Below are 15,395 nucleotides of genomic sequence, written 5' to 3'. Positions count from 1 at the left end.
TCGATAATGGTGGTAATAAATTCCCATAAGCAATGGAATTCACCCGAATAAGCGAGAAATCATGCAAGCACAGCAAAATCAGCGCCAGGCCGCCTCCCTCACCGTCGCGTATTCCGCTGACGACGAGTTCGACCAGGACAGCATGGTCTCGCTGCATGATTTCAAGGACCTGGAGCGCAAGGCCGATGCGCCAGCGCCGCTTCCTGCCGCTCTTGCCGCTCCCGTCACCGCGATGCCCGAGCCGCAAGCCGAGCCGGCAGCCGACGTTGATGGCAAGGCACCGGCCGCCGAACGCCAGAAAATGGAATTGAAGGCCATCCACGAGGCGATTGCCCGCGTGGAAGCGGAAGCGAAGGCCACCTGCGCCGCCGAAAGCCGCGCGCTGGCCGAGGCGCGCGTGCGCTCGCTGGCCGAGGACCGCGCCGCCATCGACGCCGCCGCCGCCGCCGCCGCACAGCAAAATGCGCAGGCAGCCGAAGAATCGATTGCCGCCAACCGCGAACGGCTCGATACCATGCGCGCCGCCGCGCAGGCCAGCGTAGCCCGCCTGGAAGCGGTCAAGCAGGAGACGGCCGAACTGCGCGCGCGCGTGGAGTCCGACAATGCCATCCGCCTGGCCGCCGAACAGCGTTCGCGCGCCGAACAGGAGAGCCGCTTGCGCGCCTGCGAGCAAGTGGCGGTGCAGTCGGAACTGGCCGAGCAGGCCGCCCGCGCCGCCGAAGAATTGCAGGTGCAGACGGAGCAGGCGCGCCTGCAAGCCGTCGAGCGCGTCGCCGCCGTGCAGGCGGCCAAGGAAGAAATGGTGGGCATCGCTTCGGCCGACGCCAGAGTCGCCGTGCTGGCGCGTGAACGCGAGCGCCATGCGCACGGTGCGCGCCAGACGGCGCAGATGCTGGCTGAAGCGGAAAGCGAAGCGCTGGACTTGACGGTGCAGCGCGAGCGCGCCGACCAGATCGCGCTGGAATCGGCCTTCAACCGCGCCGCCGCCGAAGTGCGCGCCCTGGAAGAAGCGCGCGCGCTGGCGCACCTGGAGCAGGAACGCGAAGCCATCGCGCTGGCGCAGGCGGAATCGGAACGCCATGCGGCGCAGTCCCTGCGTTTGCGCCTGCAGACGGAAAAGGAATTGCGCGACGCGGCCATCCACCGCGAGCGCCTGGAAATGGTCGCCGTCGCCAGCGCGCAGGCGCGCCGCGATGCCGATGTGCGCATCCTGGCCGCCACCGAGGCGCGCATCGAGGTGGACCGCCAGCTGCGCGCCGTGGCGCTGGCCCGCGTGACCGCCGAACAGGATGCGGAAATCGCCGGCCACGCCAAGCTGGAAGCGGAAACGGCCGCACTGGAACAGACCAAGGCACGCGAAGCGGCCGAGCAGGCCGCCGCCGTGGCAGCGGCCCGCGAACTGGAAGAGCAGCAGCGCGCCGCCAGCCTGGCGCAGGAACGCGCCGAACTGGCGCGCCAGGCGGCGGAACTGGCCGCCAGCCAGAATGACGCCGAGCAGGCCGAGATCGATGCAGGCAAGGCGACACTGGCTGCGCAGGCGCAGGCGTCGCAACTGGCGCAGGAAAAAGCCCGGCAGGCAGAGCGCCTGCTGCAGGCGGAACAGGAACGCCTGGCCTCCGAACAAGCCGCCCTGGCCGCCTTGAAAGAGAAACTGGAAGCGGAAGCGCTGGCGTTCAACGCGGCGCAGGAACGCATCGCCGCCGAAGGCGCGCAAGCCGAACTGCTGCGCGGCCAGCACGCGGCCGAACAGGCCTTGCGGGAAGCGGCGCAAAAGGAAGCCGACGCCATTCGCATCCTGATGGACCAGGCGCTGGTCGAGGGCGAGCAGAAAGCGGCTGCCGCGCAAGCCGTGCAGGCGCAGGCGCGCCTGGCCGTGGAACTGGGACAAGTGCATAGCGAGCGCGCCCGCGTGGAAGAAGACAAGGCGCAGGCGGCCGATGCGCTGCTGGCATCCGAGCGCGATTTCGTCGCGGCCGAACGCGAGTCGCTGGCCTTGATCGCGCAAAAACTGGTGCAGCAACGCCAGACCAGCGGTGCCGAAGAGCGCGCCTCGCAAGCCATCGCCGGTCGCCTGGAAGCGGAAAAGCAGGCGACGGCGGCCGCCGAAACGCGCGCCGCCATGGAACAGCAGGCGCTCGACGCCATGCGCCAACGCGAGCAGCTGGAACGGGCCGCGCAGCAGGCGGCCAGCGAGAAACTCGACGCGCAGCAAGCCTTGCTGGCCAGCGCCCAGGCGCATGCGGCCCTGCAGCGCAAGGCCGCCGAGACCACGCGCGCGATGGCCGCCGCCAGGCAGCAATTGCTGGAGCAGGACACGGCGCGCGCGCAGCAGCAAGAGCGCGAACTGGCCGCGCTGCGCGCCAGCCTGGAGCAACCGCAAACGGTCTTTTCCAGCTCGCTGACCGCCGCCCGCGCAAAAGCCGAACAAGTGAGCTCGGCCAGTTTGACGCGCGAAGTGATCGAGCGGTTAACGCAGCCGAATGACGCGGGAGCCGTGTGGCGTTCGCGCTGAGAGTCTGAGAACCCGATAACAGCCGGGGTCGGACCCTGAGGGTCCGACCCCAGTCCTGGGTTTGGGTTACGTCTGTAACTTCCTCAAAACTTCCGTCCCACCCCCAGCAAAATCACATCCGCATCGCGGTGATAGTCGGTGATGACCCGGTTCCACGCCACTTGCGCCACCCAGCGGCGGTCGAGGTGGTAGCGGGCTGTGGCCGATAGCAAGCCTGTCAGGCGCGTGCTGTGGCCCTGGGTGTCGCGCGCATCCCACGCCAGGTAGGGACCGCCACCCATGCCGAATTCCACCTTTTCATTGAGCGAACGGATCAGCCACAGCTGGGCGGCCACGCCGCGCCGGTGCGCCAGGTCGGCATTGCCTTCATCGAGGGCGGTGACCGTCCAATCCACGTATTTTCCCGCCGCGCGCCGGTATTCCAGGGTGAACGGACGCGCGCTTTCCGAGCGCAAGCTGTTGACGATGGTGTGGCCCGTCGATAGCGTCAATGTGTCGTCGTGGGCCCAGTTCTGCAGGTGCAGCTTGGCGCCCGGCACGCCGTCATAGCGGTAGCCGGCGCCGATCAGCAGGTGCGTGGTGTTGTCCTTGCCATCGGGCTTGATGCGGTTGAGCTGCGCTTGCGCATACCAGCGATTGTCGAACTGCCAGCGCGCCTGCAGGCTGACGATGGAGCCCCAGCCATGGTCATTGTCGAAGTTGTGCAGGCCGTCGTCGGTCCTGGCCGTGTCGAAGAAGAAGTAGCGGCCCGCGCCGGCGCCCAGCATCAGGCCCTGCTCCACTTTTTTCGTGCGCAGCCAGAACTGGCCCGCCATGCCGTCGCGGTGATGGTCTTCCGGGTGGCCTTCGTTGATATACGACAGGCTGACGGCGTTGTAGTTTCCCACCGGCTGCGTGTAGCTGACGGCGGCGACAAAGGTGCGCTCATTGGTCGAACTGACTTTCAGGGCGCCGGCCATGCCGGAGATATCCTGTGCCTGGGTGGAGAGGGAAAGCGAGACGGCCAGCAAGGCCAGGACAGGGTGGCAGATGCGCATGAAATTTCCGGTGATGATGCAGGCTGAAGGTTGGCTGGCTGGGCATCATGCGACGGCGCAATCATCACGCACATTTACTACATTAGTAAAATGTCTCAGTCAGAACTAATTGTCCTAGTGTATAAGAAAGTGAGAATGTGTGCGGCGCGCCAATGATGCGGCGGGAGGGGAGGCGCCGGCCTGGAAGGGCTGGCCGGCGCGATGCTGCTGGAGTTGCTGGACTTGCGGTCGTATTACTGTCTCTATTACTGGCTCAATACGACTTTGTCGGCAAAATATTCCGTCTCGCCGAAGCATTGCGTCGGCACGCCCTTGTGCTGGCTGTAGGTGACGAGGATGCGCTTGCCGGCGGCAGCCGACAATTGCTTCGCCACTTCCTCGTCGCGCACGCTGAACTGGAATTTTTCCGGGATGGTGCCCGGCAGCGCCGTCAGCAGCAATTCACCTTCCCATGTCTTGCAGATCCAGCCCCGCTTGGAGAACTTTTGCAGGTAGCCCGCCCGTTCGCCTTCCGAGTACGAGAAGCTGAGGGCCATCCAGGTGTAGGCGGCCAGCAGCAGGAAGCCGGCCACGAGGAAGATGACGAAGGCGAAGGTGACTTTTTTGGTCGTAGGGGTCATGGTAGGGTTGTTTAGGTAAAAGGATCAGTCCTTGCGGCCGGCTTTCCAGTTGAGGCCAAAGTTATATCTTTCGTCCATGGCCTGGTGCGCCGTGATTTTACCTTGGCCGCCGAAGTATTCCACCAATTTTGTTACCTGCAGGTTGCCGCCGTGGTTTTCCAGCATGGCGATGGCGCACATGGCGTGCGAGCTGTCTGTGTCGAGGCGCACTTCCACCGTCGGCTGGCCGGGGATCTCAATCGTCACGACGCCATCCGTGGCGGCCCAGTTCGGCACGCCTTCGTAGATGAAGGCGTAGACGAGCACGCGCTTGATCTGGTCGAAATGGGTGCCGTTGATGAAGATGTTTTCACCGCTGCTGACGCTGCCCGTGCGGTCGTCGCCTTCCAGGTGGATGTACGGCGGCCTGTCATAGGCGCCCCAGCTGTTGCCCAGCGCTTGCACGGCGCTCTTGCTGCCATTGCTCATTTCGAACAGGCAGCCGATGTCGAGGTCGATGCCGCCCGAACGGCTGGCCGGCTTGTTGAACAGCTTGCCGAGGAAGCCCGTGTCCAGTTTTGATGCGGGCGCCTGGCCTTGCGACGCGTTCTGGTTCCAGTTCAGGTTGACCCGGATGCGACCGTAACCGCCGCTGTCGCGCTTGTCGAGCGAAATCTTGTCGCCGCGTTTTTCCAGGCGGATCTTCGACAGCGAGATTTTATTCGCCGCTGGTGGCGGTGGCGCTGCTGGCGTGGACACGGGAGCCGGGGACGAAGAAGCCGCCTCGCTGCCGCCAAAGTGCTTCAGCAGCGCCGCCAGGCCGCCCGCGAAACCCTGGCCCACGGCGCCGAAGCGCCAGCTGCCGTCGCGGCGATACAGTTCGCCGATGATGACGGCTTTTTCGTCCTGGAAGTCATTGCCCGTGAAAGCGAAGGTGGCCGCCTGGCCCAGCGCCATGCTGGAGTTGCCCAGCGCGCGCATGCTGCCCTGTTCCGTCGCCGCCGTAAATACCAGCTTGTCGATCGAGGCGGGCAGACGGGAAAGGTCGACCTGGAAGGTGGAGCGGGGGCCGTTCAAGTCCACCGTGATGGCGTTGTCCGGCGCGCTTTTCTGGTTGAAGAACACCATGTAGCGGTCGTCCGACAGCTTGCCGGCCGCATCGACGCCGAAGCAGCTGACGTCCACTTCCATCGAGCCCGAAACGATATCGAGCGTGACGGCAAACGGGCCATTCAAGCCCAGGTCAGCCAGTTTGCCTTTTTGTCCGCGTGTGAAATTGGTCATGGTCGTGCAATCCCTTCGTCGCTTGAGAGTTGAGTCAATGAGGTAATTGGATGGTGCGCCGCGGCGCCATCGGCCGCATGGCGGATGCCGAACAGGCGCGCCTGTTCAATGATGCGCTGCGCCCAGCTGGAGTGGGTCGCCACTTCGCACATCGATTCCTGCATGCGGAACACGGCGGGACTATCCGGGTCGATGATGCGCAGCGCCAGTTCGATGTCCGACTGCGCCACCTGGTAGTGGCGCTCGATCTGCGGCACCTGGTCCGGGTGGATGGCCGTCTTGGCGATCATGCCGTGCGCCATGTCCTGCGCCACTTCGGCATCGAGCCAGCCGCCCTGCGACAGGTGCTCGAAGACGGGCGCCGTCAGCTGGAAGCCGTGCGGCTTGAAGATGGTCACCAAGCGGCCGATGACCTGGCCCAGCGGGGTCTGATAGATGGTGCCGCTGGTGGGGCGGCGCAGGCCCAGCAGGGCCAACAAATCATTGCCGCCGATGCGCAGGGCCAGGATGCGGCGCCGCACTTCCGGCGCCGATAAAATGATGCGGAACTGCTTCATTTCCTCGTCGTCGAACACTTCCGCCGTTTCCAGCGTCGGCATCAGCAAGTGATGCGTGTGGCGCACCAGCTCGAAATATGCGGCGAAGTTGTGGCGCGTGGATTTCGGCAGCACGAAGCCGCTCAATTTCTCGGCGCCTGGCATGCCCAGCACGCGCGCCAGTACCTCGAGATTACGCACGCGCACGAAGCGCAAGGTATCCGATTCGTCGCACATGTTTTGCAGCGCCAGCGACAGGTTGAACAGCGCGTAACTGAGATCGCGCTCGGCGATGGCGTCTTCGGTGCAAAGAATGACCGAACGCAAATGGCTGAATTTGTCGCCATTGGCGATCGCCAGCAAGTCCTTGTGCGTGGTCGGCACATACATGGAAGCGCCCAGCGCCGCCTTGTGTTCACTTTGTGGGTGTAGGGAGTTGTTATCCATCGACTGCGCTCCTGATAAGGGCGACCGCCTGGTAAGGCAGCGCCGGTTCTACTGTGACGGGTATGGCTTTTTCCTGCGCCAGAAGCAGTAAATGTGCCACGTCCGGCGCATTCGTGTCGCGCACGATCAGGCGTTCGGGCACGCGGCGCAGCAGCACGCGCGTCGCTTCGCCGATGCCTGGCTTGATCAGGTTGATGTCGCTGATGCCGTATTCCTGCTGCGCAGCGGCCATGTAGGCTTGCGAGCGCACCGCCATGGCTGGCGCATCGCTCGCTTCGGCCAGCGGGATGCCGCTGCTGGCGGCAATGGCCATGGCGTCGGCCACCAGGCCGTCGGCGAAATCGCGCGACTGGTCGTGCTGCTCGAACTGCGCGTAGTACACGCAGCCGTGGAAGTCGTCGGGGCCGATGGCTTCATTGAGCACGGATCGGCTGACCAGGCCCGAGACGGTGGCGTTCAAAATACTCGACGGGATCAGGTAGTCGCCCGACGACGCGGCGCAGGCGGCCGTGCCGGCCAGGTCGGACAGCACGAACAGGCCGCCGTCGATCGCCGTGCCGTGCGCCGCATTGAAATCGTTGACCGTCTGGCGCAGTTCGCGTGAAATCACGCCCTTGCCCGTCCAGCCGTCGACGAAGACGATGGAGGCGTCACTGTGGCCCTGCGCCAGGATGTACTTGAGGGCATTGGCATCGATGCCGCGGTCGCGGATGATGGAGACGGAATAATGGCTGCACTCGCGCTGGAACACCTGGCGCAGCAAGTGCCCCAGGATGACGCCCACGGGCGTGCCGGCGCGCGCCAGCGACACCAGCGTGACGGGGCCAGTGCGGCGCGCCGCGATCAGGGCTGCCAGGCGCAGGCAGTCGCGCGCCATCTGCAGGCGGTTGGCGGCAAATGCGCTCTGGAACAGGGCCAGGTAGGCTGGCGAGGGCAAGGATTCCGGCGACAGCATCTCGCTGTAGTGGCGCTGGCCGGACTGGATCAGCCGCTCTTTTTCGGCCAGGTCGAGGATGGGTTCGAGCGCCATCGGCGTGAGCAAAAACTCCACGTCTTCCTGGCGGTAGCTGCCGCTGAAATGCTGCGTGCTGTCGGTCATAGCGCCGCCACCGTGAGTGCCGCCAGCTGGGTGCCATTGGGGATGATGGCGTAGTCGCAGGCGGCCATGAAGCGCGCGTCCGAACGGCTGTCGCCCATGCCGAAGCTGAGAATGGGGCCATGTTCGGCTTCCAGCTCCGCGCGCAGGTAAGCCACGGCGCGCGCCTTGTTCAAGGTCTTCGGCAGCACGGCCAGGTTGTTGCCGTTGCGGTGGATGAAGTAGTCCGAACCTTCGGTGGCGATCCACTGCCGCAGCACTTGCTCTTCGATGTCGGCCAGGCGTTCGCCGCGCGCTTCATGGTCCTTGACGACGATGTAGAACGGCGTGTTGTAATCTTCGATCAGGCGCGCGCGCGAGGGCATGCCTGTCTTGACCTGGAAATCGTCGATGATGCGCATGGCGTCCTGCAGGCCGGGCAGCGCCGTCTGCATGTCGCTTTGCATCAGTGCCAGCCAGCCCGCGTCGAGCGCGCCGCCCGGCTGCAGCACGATGCCGCCGTAATCGAGCACGCTGTAGCTGGTAAACGGCAGGTCGACTCTGCGAAACGCGTCGCCATTTCTCGCCGTGGCGGGGATCAGGGTCATGCCGCTTTGTGCGAATTCAAAGAAGGCGCGCTGGCGCGCCGTCGTAAACGAACAGGCGTCGCCATTTTTCAAATAGGCGGCCGCTTGCAGGTCGGTCTCGCCCGGGCATTTTTTCGGGGTCTGGAACAGTGTGTCGTCCAGATCAACAAACAGGAATTTCTTCAATTTTGGTCTCTGACTGAAAGTGGAACAGGCGGCCATTCAACTGGCCGGCGAGTTGCATGAGGGCCGGGCTGGCCGGGGTTTCATGGCAGATGAAAACGTGCTGGTACTGGCCAGGCGCCACGTTGTACAGATAGTTGACGATGCCTTCACCGTAATTGTCGTCGCAGTGGACGATATGGCCGACGGAGCCCCACGACAGGATGGGCGAGCGCGTGGTCGATTGCACCACCACGTTCTTGCCCAGGCTTTCCAGCTCGCGCGCGAGCAGGAACGACGGGTGCATGAATTCGCCCGTGCCCAGCACCAGCACGGAGTCGCCGGCGCCGATTTCCTGCGCCAGTTGCACCGCCAGGCCTTGCGGCGGGGTCAAGGCGCGTCCCACGCCGATGCGCCCGAAGGCGGGGCTGGCGCCACGGTCCGCGTTCGCTTCGAAGCGCTGCGCGCTGGCCGCTACCGGAGCCGGCGCATCGCCGGCCTGGAAGGCGTAGTGGCCGGACAGCGCCGCGCCGACGGTGGTTGGCAGGCCGAAACGCTCACTCAAGCCCGCATTGGCGGCCTGGCCCATGAAATTGGTGATCACGCCCAGGTGCAGCTTTTCCAGCTGCGGATAGCGCGCGCGGCACACTTGCACCAGGTTGGCGAAGGTGTTGCCGGTCGACGCTTCATCGTCGATCAGCACCAGGCTGCGCGCGGTGGAAAACAGCGCGCTGGCCGCGTCCGACAAATGCAGGAACTGGCGTGGTGCGTGGCTGTGCGATTCCTCGAATTCGAAGAAGGGCACTGTACCCACGCGGTAGCGCGAGCTGTGCAAAAACAGCGCTTTTCCATTCGGATTGGCGCGCAACCAGGCTTCGAACACGCCCTGGCCCAGGCCGACGGCCGTTTCCGCCATGGCGATGAAGACCACGGGGCCGGGCAGGCTGGGGGGGATCTGCGCGGCCAGGTCGTCGTGGATGGCTTGCATGGCGCGCGGCGTGACGGGCCAGTGCTTGCCCAGCACTTTTGACAGGAACAGGAAGCCGCGCTTGGCGTTGGCGCGCGCGGCAAAGCCGATCAGCCAGTCCAGCGGAAAGCGCGCCTCGTCCACCTTCAGGGTCAGCTCGCCCGTGGGCATCTGCTGCTTGACGACGTTCATGGCAGCTCCACGGCGTAGGCGGCCTCGCCCACGCGCATGCCTTCGTGGATGGCGGGCATGCTGAGCTTGTCGAAGCCCTGGTCGAAACCGGCCAGCGCCAGGTAGGGCAGGTTGGGGCCGGCCGCGCACGCCATGCCGATGCCGCCCGACATGCGCGGGTTGATCTCCAACAAGGCCAGGCCATTCGCGCCCTCGCGGAACTGGATGTTGAACACGCCATTGAGGCGGTAGTCGCGCGCCAGTTTGTCGCAGGCGGCCAGCAAGTCGGCGCGCAGTTCGATCAGCTGGCCGCTGCCGGCCCCATGCAGCTTCTTGCGCGGCACGGCGCAAACGAGCTTGCCCTGGTCGGCGACGCAGTCGGCGCTGTACTCATGGCCATCGAGGTATTCCATCAGCAGCAGGGTCTTGAACGATGCCATCTGCGCCAGGCCCGTGCGCAGCTCCTGCGCATTGATCTGGTAGGCGGCGCCGGCCAGCAGCAGCTGGGCGCTGCTGCGCTCTTCATCGAGTATGGCAAAGCCCAGGGCATACACGGATTCGGACGGCTTGATGCACAGCTTGCGGTGCAGGGGGCGCAGTTCGGCGTAGGCGGCGTCGTATTGCGCGATGGTGGTCACGGCGCGGTAGTCGGCCGGGCGCGCCATGGGCAGGTCGAGGCCGTCGCAGAAGCGCGCCTTGTCGTGCATCAGGTCCAGTACCTCTTCGGTGGCCACGCTGAGCACGCGCGTGCCGAGGGCGGCGAAGCGCGCGCTGGCGCTGCCGATCAGGCCCGCTTCCTTGCCGGGCCAGAAAATCGTGATACCCCGCTCGCGGCAAAATTCCAGGCACCACTCGACATAGTTGTGGCCCGTCAGTCCAGACGGTTCGACCGCATATTCGTGTGCCGACAGGAAGGCTGCCGCGTGCGCGTTCGTATTGCTGCACACGATGTGATAGCGGGGCACACCGCCTGTGGCGGCCATGTCGGCCTCGCGGATCAAACGCATGGCCGTGCCGACCGAGGAAAATGTTTTGTTGAACCAGACTCTTTGCATGTACGGGGGACCGGGTAAAGAAAGGGGAAGCCGCGCGCAGGTGCGCGCGCGGGCAGTGTAGCTAGAAAAACTTAACCTGGCCTTAGAAAAACGCCAGCCCAAACCTGCTGCGCGTCGTGGACGCGGCCTGCGATGCTCACTGTGCCTCTGCACAGTTGCGCTTCTCGGCCACGTCCCCATCCGCTCGCGACGGTTTTGGCGGGCGTTTGGGAATCAGCCAGCTTTGCCGCTGGCTGTCCATTTCAGGAAGGCATCGCGGTTGCGCGAGCAGATGAACACCTTGCCCGAGCCGGAAAAGCGCAGCACGATGCCTTCGCCGCTGGTCACGCTATTGACGATATTGCCGAGGAAGCCGCCGATGCCGCCGCCGCTGGCGCCGCCGCCCGTGGTCACGGAAATCTCGTATTTCAGGCTATTGTCCCAGCACACCACGTGGGAATTGTCGATCACGACATCCTTGCCCGGCTCGACGTCGAGCTGGAACATGGAGCCGAAGCCCGACACCACCACCTGTCCCGTGCCGGCCGTCTCCATGACGAAGAAGCCGCCCGACTGGGCGAACAGCGCGTTGCCGAGGCTTTGCGTGCGCACCTTCATTTCCGTGCCCGAGGTGGCGGCGACAAAGGCGCCGTCGTTGAGCAGGTACTGGCGCGCGCCCACGTCGACCACTTCGATGGCGCCCGGCAGGGTAGGCGAGAGCAGGCAGTCGCCGCTGCCGCGCACCGCTTCGATGTGCTGCTGGAAGAACGATTCGCCGTTGGCGAAGCGGCGCATGATGGCGCTGCCCAGGCCGCCCGTCATCTTGCCCTTCAAGTCCAGCGCCGTTTCCATCATCACCATCGCATCCGATTCGCAATAGATGGTTTCGCCCTGCTTCATGCTGACGTGGAGGAAAGGATCGACGTCACCCGTGACACTAAATACTGGCATGATAAATCTCCAAAAAAAAGCCGCCTGATCTGTGCAGGCGGCAGTAATGATATGACATTAAGATAATTCACCTCGGAAAACCGTAGCGAGCAAGCTCGATTTCGGGTTAAGTCGCGCAGCTGTACGGAGGTACAGCGAGCAACGCAGGCCCGAAAGTGAGCGGCGCAGTAGGTTTAACGAGCGTGAATTTTAGGCATTGACGCCGAACGAGCGGGCCAGAGGACCGAGGCCGCCGTTGAAGCCCTGGCCGATGGCCTTGAACTTCCATTCGCCGTTGTAGCGGTAGATTTCGCCAAAGATCATCGCCGTTTCCGTCGAGCTGTCTTCGGACAGGTCGTAGCGGGCGATTTCTTTTTCGCCTTCCGCGTTCAGGCAGCGGATGAAGGCTTTCGAGACCATGCCGAAGTTCTGGCGGCGTGCGTCGGCGTCGTGAATGGTGACGGTGATGCTGATGCGGTCGATGTCGTTTGGCACGCGGGTCAGGTCGATTTCGATGCGCTCATCGTCGCCTTCGCCTTCGCCCGTGGTGTTGTCGCCCGTGTGGACGACGGAACCGTCGGTCGACTTCAGGTTGTTGTAGAAGATGAAGTCAGAGTCGCCACGGACTTTGCCGTCGCTTTTCAGGAGGAAAGCACTACCGTCAAGGTCGAAGGTGGCGCCGTCCGTCGAACGAGGATCCCAGCCGAGGCCGACGATGATCTTCTTCAGGTTAGGTGCTTCCTTGCTCAGGTTGACGTTGCCGCCTTTTTGCAAACTGATTGCCATGTGGTGCTCCTTAAAAAAATTAAACTCGATCATGCCTTCATGGGATGAGCGCAAGGCGCTCGTGCCATTACTCTCTCAACTGGGGGCGGAACCCCCGATTTCAAGCTTGTGCCGCGTGCCGTTTGCGATAGCGCAGGGACGACCACAGCGAGACCAGGATGAATGCCACGCCCGACAGGCCCGTGAACCACTCCGGAATATGGTACTTGACGGACGCCAGCATGATCAAGGCCAGGATGCCGATCGCATAATGGGCGCCGTGCTCGAGGTAGACGAATTCGTCCAGGGTGCCCTTGTGCACCAGGTATACCGTCATCGAGCGCACGAACATGGCGCCGATGGCCAGGCCCAGCATGATGATGACGACGTCGTTGGTGATGGCGAACGCGCCGATCACGCCGTCAAAGCTGAACGAGGCGTCCAGCACTTCCAGGTACAGGAAGCCGCCGATGCTGCCGCGCGCCACCGTTTTTACCAGGTCACCATTGCCGCTTTTGGCTGGCGCGGCGCCTTCTTCCGCGTCATCCTGCAAGTCCGGTTCGCCTTCTTCCAGCAAGCCGCTGATCCAGTTCACACCGATGTAGACGGCGATGCCGACGACGCCCGAAGCGAGCACGCTGTATTTTTCTTCCGCAGGGCCCATCGCCACGCAGGCGGCCACGGCGCCCATGGTGATCAGCACGGCCAGGCTTTCGGTGCCCAGCGCATTGACTTTTTCCTCGGCCCAGCCCAGCCAGTGCAATTCTTTCTCGTCGTCGAACAGGAAGTTCAGGAACACCAGCAGCAGGAAGGCGCCACCGAAGGCTGCCACTTGCGCATGGTTGTCCGTCAGGTGCTTGGCATACACGTCCGGCGTGGTGGTGGCCATGGTCCATACGTCGACCAGACCCAGGCCCGTGGCGACGGAAACGATGACCAGCGGAAACAGCAGCCGCATGCCGAAGACGGCCACGAGGATACCGACCGTGAGGAACAGTTTTTGCCAGAATTCATTCCAGTGACGCAAGACCGAGGCATTCACCACGGCATTGTCGAACGACAGCGACACTTCCATGACACCCAGCACGCCTGTGATCCACAGGGCATTGATCAGGCCGGGCATGCCGCCATGGCTGTAACCCCACCAGCCCGACACCGCCATCAGGATAAAAGTGACTAAAAAGGAAATTCTGAAATGCCGCATGAGGACCCCGTTGCAAGTATGAAAGACGTTTGATTATCCGCGCCGCTGTGCGCGCCGCGCTCAGTGTTGATATACGTCAATTGTTGTATATGCCATGATTTTATATTAGTTGCCGCCGGGGGCCGCGTTTTATAGGTTGACGCCAGACAGTTCTGCTGGCGCGGATGATCTGCGATAATTGCGGCGCGCCCATCCGGCTGCCGCAGTTTCTTGCACACTCTATACATATATATAAGAAGGAATACCCCGTGGATATCGCTTACCTCGTCACGCCCCTGATCGCCTGGATCCTGGTCGGACCGATCAAATTCCTGATCAACAGTGTCCGCACGCGGCAATGGGCGTTCGGCCTGGTCGGCAATGGCGGCTTTCCCAGCAACCACAGCGCCGTCGTGTCCAGCATGGCAACCCTGATCGCCTTGCGCGAAGGCATAGGCCACCCCGCCTTCGGCGTGGCCGTGACCCTGGCCTTCATCGTCATCATCGACGCCAACAGCCTGCGCCAGCACGTGGGCAAGCAGGCGGCGGCCATCAACCGCCTGGCCGGGGAGGCGGCCAGCGCCGCGCACAAGACCTTGCGCGAGCGCATGGGCCATACCCTGGTGGAAATCGCCGGCGGCCTGTGCACGGGCGTGGCGATCGGTTTCCTGATCAACTACGTGTTTGCCCGCTAAGCGCTCTTTCCCCTGAAACGCAAAACCCCGCCTTAGGCGGGGTTTTGCGTTTCAGGGCGTAAAAACTACGTTTCATCCATTGATTAAAGCATTACAGGAAACCGCCGATTGACATGCCCGGACACGCTCATGGATACTTTGGCGCTTGTGGTTTTAATAAAAATAAATGTCTGCTAACGCCTGCAGCCCTATCCGGGCCGCAGGACCGTCGCGGTGCTATCTATCCGGAGAATTACCCATGTTGCGCAAAACCCTGTTTGTTCTGGCAATCGCTTCTGCCCTGACCGCTTGCGGCAAAGAGTCCAAGGATCCCGGCAAGGGCGGCAAGGGCGCCAAGGAACAGGCGGGCGCCGCTGTCAATTTGCTCGTCTCCCCGGAGGACTTGCTGACCATCCAGAGCAATGCGCTGGCGTCGGGGCCCGTCATCACCGGTTCCGTGCAGCCCGAGCGCAACGCGGACTTGCGCGCCGAAGTGTCGGCCGTGGTGATCCAGGTCATGAAGGAAAACGGCGAAGTCGTCAAGCGGGGCGACGTGCTGGTGCGCCTGGATGAAACGTCCATCCGCGACAGCCTCAATTCGGCCGAGGAAGCCAGCCGTGCCGCCAGCCAGGTGCTGGAACAGTCCGAACGCATGTTCCAGCGCATGAAAACCCTGCGCGCCTCGGGCATGACCTCGACGCAGGCGCTGGAAGACGCGGAAATTCGCCGCAACAATGCGCAAAGCGATTTGTCCGCCGCGAAGAGCCGCGCCGCGCAAGCCCGCCAGCAGTTGCAGCGCACCCTCGTGCGTGCGCCGTTCGACGGCATCGTGAGCGAGCGCAAGGTATCGAATGGCGATACGGCGCAAATCGGCAAGGAATTGATCAAGGTTATCGATCCGACCAGCATGCGTTTGGAAGGCCTGGTGTCGGCCGACAAGATCGGCGTCGTCAAGGTGGGCCAGCCCGTGCTGTTCCGCATCAATGGGTATCCGGGCCAGGATTTCGCGGGCAAGGTGCGCCGCGTCGATCCTGCCGCCAACGCCGTCACGCGCCAGGTGGCCGTGCTGGTCGATTTCAACGACAAGGAACAACCGCGCGTGGCCGGCCTGTATGCGGAAGGGCGCATCGAGACCGACAGCATCAGCGCGCTGATGATACCCGACTCGGCTTTGGTGAAGGCGGGCGACGTCACGTACACGTGGAAGGTCAAGGACAAGGCCTTGCATAAAGTCACACTGCGCATCGGCGCGCGCGACGTGCGCACGGGCCAGTGGGAAGTGCAAAGCGGCCTGGCCAGCGGCGACACCGTGCTGCGCACGCCGGGTTCGACCTTCAAGGATGGGCAGAAAGTGGAATTGACGGCCGGCAAAGCCTTGCCCGCTGCCGCCGTGGCCAGCAGCAGCACCGCCGTTGCCGGTAAAGGAAACTAA

General features: G+C 63.6%; 14 protein-coding genes. 3 read left to right on the top strand and 11 right to left on the bottom strand.

Going from position 1 to position 15,395, the window contains the following annotated elements:
- Positions 1-61 precede the first annotated feature (61 nt).
- Entirely contained in the window at positions 62-2,512 is a 2,451-nt protein-coding gene (locus O0882_RS24135) for a hypothetical protein (protein WP_289952183.1), read from the top strand.
- An 83-nt stretch (positions 2,513-2,595) separates the two neighbouring features.
- On the opposite strand, the gene O0882_RS24130 is transcribed toward O0882_RS24135, so the two are convergent.
- The 11 genes from O0882_RS24130 to O0882_RS24080 all read right to left on the bottom strand — a co-directional run bounded on the left by O0882_RS24130 (position 2,596) and on the right by O0882_RS24080 (position 13,310).
- The gene (locus O0882_RS24130; RefSeq protein WP_289952182.1) at positions 2,596-3,549 is read right to left on the bottom strand and encodes a hypothetical protein; all 954 of its coding nucleotides are present in this window, start codon (positions 3,547-3,549) and stop codon (positions 2,596-2,598) included.
- A 245-nt stretch (positions 3,550-3,794) separates the two neighbouring features.
- Positions 3,795-4,169, bottom strand: a complete 375-nt coding sequence (locus O0882_RS24125; protein ID WP_096234439.1) for a hypothetical protein — start codon at positions 4,167-4,169, stop codon at positions 3,795-3,797.
- 24 nt (positions 4,170-4,193) lie between these two features.
- Positions 4,194-5,432 (bottom strand): TerD family protein, encoded by a 1,239-nt coding sequence (locus O0882_RS24120; protein WP_289952178.1) that lies wholly within the window; start codon positions 5,430-5,432, stop codon positions 4,194-4,196.
- On the bottom strand, positions 5,429-6,415 hold the full coding sequence (locus O0882_RS24115; protein WP_289952177.1) for an HpcH/HpaI aldolase/citrate lyase family protein: 987 nt from the start codon (positions 6,413-6,415) through the stop codon (positions 5,429-5,431). The genes O0882_RS24120 and O0882_RS24115 overlap by 4 nt, the downstream gene beginning before the upstream one ends.
- Positions 6,408-7,514 (bottom strand): cysteine protease StiP family protein, encoded by a 1,107-nt coding sequence (locus O0882_RS24110; protein ID WP_289952175.1) that lies wholly within the window; start codon positions 7,512-7,514, stop codon positions 6,408-6,410. Before O0882_RS24110 ends, O0882_RS24115 begins: the two co-directional genes overlap by 8 nt.
- Entirely contained in the window at positions 7,511-8,263 is a 753-nt protein-coding gene (locus tag O0882_RS24105) for an HAD family hydrolase (RefSeq protein WP_289952174.1), read from the bottom strand. The genes O0882_RS24110 and O0882_RS24105 overlap by 4 nt, the downstream gene beginning before the upstream one ends.
- Positions 8,241-9,398: a phosphoribosyltransferase domain-containing protein gene (locus tag O0882_RS24100; protein ID WP_289952173.1), complete on the bottom strand. Its 1,158-nt coding sequence runs from the start codon at positions 9,396-9,398 to the stop codon at positions 8,241-8,243. Before O0882_RS24100 ends, O0882_RS24105 begins: the two co-directional genes overlap by 23 nt.
- Positions 9,395-10,432, bottom strand: coding sequence for an ATP-grasp domain-containing protein (locus O0882_RS24095; protein WP_289952172.1), 1,038 nt, complete (start codon positions 10,430-10,432; stop codon positions 9,395-9,397). The genes O0882_RS24100 and O0882_RS24095 overlap by 4 nt, the downstream gene beginning before the upstream one ends.
- Positions 10,433-10,645: 213 nt before the next feature.
- Positions 10,646-11,362 carry a TIGR00266 family protein gene (locus O0882_RS24090; RefSeq protein ID WP_289952171.1) on the bottom strand — a complete coding sequence of 239 codons (717 nt, stop codon included), beginning with the start codon at positions 11,360-11,362 and terminating at the stop codon, positions 10,646-10,648.
- Between the two features lie 189 nt (positions 11,363-11,551).
- Positions 11,552-12,127, bottom strand: a complete 576-nt coding sequence (locus O0882_RS24085) for a TerD family protein (protein WP_086146096.1) — start codon at positions 12,125-12,127, stop codon at positions 11,552-11,554.
- A gap of 100 nt (positions 12,128-12,227) precedes the next feature.
- The gene (locus tag O0882_RS24080; protein ID WP_289952170.1) at positions 12,228-13,310 is read right to left on the bottom strand and encodes a DUF475 domain-containing protein; all 1,083 of its coding nucleotides are present in this window, start codon (positions 13,308-13,310) and stop codon (positions 12,228-12,230) included.
- Positions 13,311-13,558: 248 nt separating this feature from the next.
- Between O0882_RS24080 and O0882_RS24075 the strand changes: the two genes are divergently transcribed.
- On the top strand, positions 13,559-13,984 hold the full coding sequence (locus O0882_RS24075) for a divergent PAP2 family protein (protein ID WP_289952168.1): 426 nt from the start codon (positions 13,559-13,561) through the stop codon (positions 13,982-13,984).
- Positions 13,985-14,222: 238 nt separating this feature from the next.
- Positions 14,223-15,395, top strand: a complete 1,173-nt coding sequence (locus O0882_RS24070; protein WP_289952166.1) for an efflux RND transporter periplasmic adaptor subunit — start codon at positions 14,223-14,225, stop codon at positions 15,393-15,395.

The organism is Janthinobacterium sp. SUN073, from assembly GCF_030397665.1.
GTDB lineage: Bacteria > Pseudomonadota > Gammaproteobacteria > Burkholderiales > Burkholderiaceae_D > Janthinobacterium.
Note: the sequence above shows the minus strand (reverse complement) of the source record. Positions and strands in the feature narration are given on the sequence as shown.

Excerpts from the sequence above, each read along its gene's own strand:
- O0882_RS24135 (WP_289952183.1), top strand. The coding sequence starts at position 62 with ATGCAAGCACAGCAAAATCAGCGCCAGGCCGCCTCCCTCACCGTCGCG.
- O0882_RS24130 (WP_289952182.1), bottom strand. The coding sequence starts at position 3,549 with ATGCGCATCTGCCACCCTGTCCTGGCCTTGCTGGCCGTCTCGCTTTCC.
- O0882_RS24125 (WP_096234439.1), bottom strand. The coding sequence starts at position 4,169 with ATGACCCCTACGACCAAAAAAGTCACCTTCGCCTTCGTCATCTTCCTC.
- O0882_RS24120 (WP_289952178.1), bottom strand. The coding sequence starts at position 5,432 with ATGACCAATTTCACACGCGGACAAAAAGGCAAACTGGCTGACCTGGGC.
- O0882_RS24115 (WP_289952177.1), bottom strand. The coding sequence starts at position 6,415 with ATGGATAACAACTCCCTACACCCACAAAGTGAACACAAGGCGGCGCTG.
- O0882_RS24110 (WP_289952175.1), bottom strand. The coding sequence starts at position 7,514 with ATGACCGACAGCACGCAGCATTTCAGCGGCAGCTACCGCCAGGAAGAC.
- O0882_RS24100 (WP_289952173.1), bottom strand. The coding sequence starts at position 9,398 with ATGAACGTCGTCAAGCAGCAGATGCCCACGGGCGAGCTGACCCTGAAG.
- O0882_RS24095 (WP_289952172.1), bottom strand. The coding sequence starts at position 10,432 with ATGCAAAGAGTCTGGTTCAACAAAACATTTTCCTCGGTCGGCACGGCC.
- O0882_RS24090 (WP_289952171.1), bottom strand. The coding sequence starts at position 11,362 with ATGCCAGTATTTAGTGTCACGGGTGACGTCGATCCTTTCCTCCACGTC.
- O0882_RS24085 (WP_086146096.1), bottom strand. The coding sequence starts at position 12,127 with ATGGCAATCAGTTTGCAAAAAGGCGGCAACGTCAACCTGAGCAAGGAA.
- O0882_RS24080 (WP_289952170.1), bottom strand. The coding sequence starts at position 13,310 with ATGCGGCATTTCAGAATTTCCTTTTTAGTCACTTTTATCCTGATGGCG.
- O0882_RS24070 (WP_289952166.1), top strand. The coding sequence starts at position 14,223 with ATGTTGCGCAAAACCCTGTTTGTTCTGGCAATCGCTTCTGCCCTGACC.